The sequence below is a fragment of the Georgenia daeguensis genome, from assembly GCF_039537705.1.
In the GTDB taxonomy this organism is placed as follows: Bacteria; Actinomycetota; Actinomycetes; order Actinomycetales; family Actinomycetaceae; genus Georgenia; species Georgenia daeguensis.
Window position 1 is genome coordinate 27,112 of sequence record NZ_BAABBA010000032.1, and the last position, 1,174, is coordinate 28,285.

Annotated in this window: 2 protein-coding genes; one reads left to right on the forward strand and one right to left on the reverse strand. The window is 75.1% G+C overall.

The window, feature by feature from the left end; translation table 11 throughout:
* Positions 1-477, forward strand: a 477-nt coding sequence (locus ABD774_RS19785) for a cytochrome c oxidase assembly protein (RefSeq protein WP_345045122.1), incomplete at its 5' end; no start/stop codon positions are given.
* Positions 478-518: 41 nt separating this feature from the next.
* On the opposite strand, the gene ABD774_RS19790 is transcribed toward ABD774_RS19785, so the two are convergent.
* Positions 519-1,174, reverse strand: a 656-nt coding sequence (locus ABD774_RS19790) for an MFS transporter (RefSeq protein WP_345045125.1), incomplete at its 5' end; no start/stop codon positions are given.

Sequence of the window (1,174 nt, forward strand, 5' to 3'; positions counted from 1 at the left end):
TGCGCCCGGACGCTGACGGGCCTGCTGCGCCACCCCGTCGTGCGCGCCGTGACCCATCCGGCCGTCGCCGCCACGCTCAACGCAGGCGGACTCTGGCTGCTCTACACCACCGACCTCTACCACCAGATGCACGGCTCGGCGCTCGTCCATGCGGCGGTGCACACCCACGTCTTCCTCGCCGGCTACGTCTTCACCGCCTCGATCCTCAGCGTGGACCCGGACCCGCACCGCGCCCCGCTCACCGTGCGCGCCGCGGTGCTGGTGACCTTCATCGCGGCCCACTCCGTCCTGGCCAAGTGGCTCTACGCCCACCCGCCCGCGGGTGTCGATTCGGCCGACGCCGAGGCAGGCGCCCAGCTGATGTACTACGCCGGCGACGCCGTCGACGTGACCCTGATCGTGCTGCTCCTCGCGGGCTGGTACACCGCCGCACGACCGCGGGAGGCGACCCTCAGCGGCCTCCGCCCGGCAGCCTGAACCGGCTCCCGCGGCGGCCGCCGACCAACGGCCGGTCCGCGTCACCCGCGCGTGCGGTGACCGCCGCGCAGCGCCCGGCCGGCGTGCACGGCCACGCCGCCGACGAGCACGGCCATGACCACGTTGAGCACCCCGTAGCCGGACCAGCCCATCACCAGGCCCGCGGCGAGGCTGCCGAGCGCCCCCGCGCCACTCATCAGGGCGTCCGAGAGGCCCTGCGCCGTGACGCGCCGGGCGGGCGGGACGGCCTCGACGAGCAGGGCGGAGCCGGCGACCGTGGCGGCCGACCAGCCAAGCCCGAGCAGCACCAGCCCGATCGTCACGGTCGTGATCGAGCCCTGGCCGAGGCCGGCGAACGCGACCGCGGCGAGCAGCACCACCAGGCCTCCCACGGCGGTGGGGCCGCCACCGAACCGGTCGGCGGACCACCCCATCACAGGAGACAGCGCGTACATCCCCGCGACATGGAGGGAGATCGTGAACCCGACGACGGTCAGGAACCCGGGGCCTCCGGCCGTCGCCCCGGCGACGTGCTGGAGATGCAGCGGCGTCATGGACATCACCGCCACCATCGCGGTGTGCGCGGCCAGCAGTACCGTCAGCGCCGCACGAGCCCGGGTCGAGCCCCGGACGGCGCCCCAGCCGTCACGGACCGAGGGGCGGGCGGTCACAGCGCGACCGGCAGCTGCGGGGACCG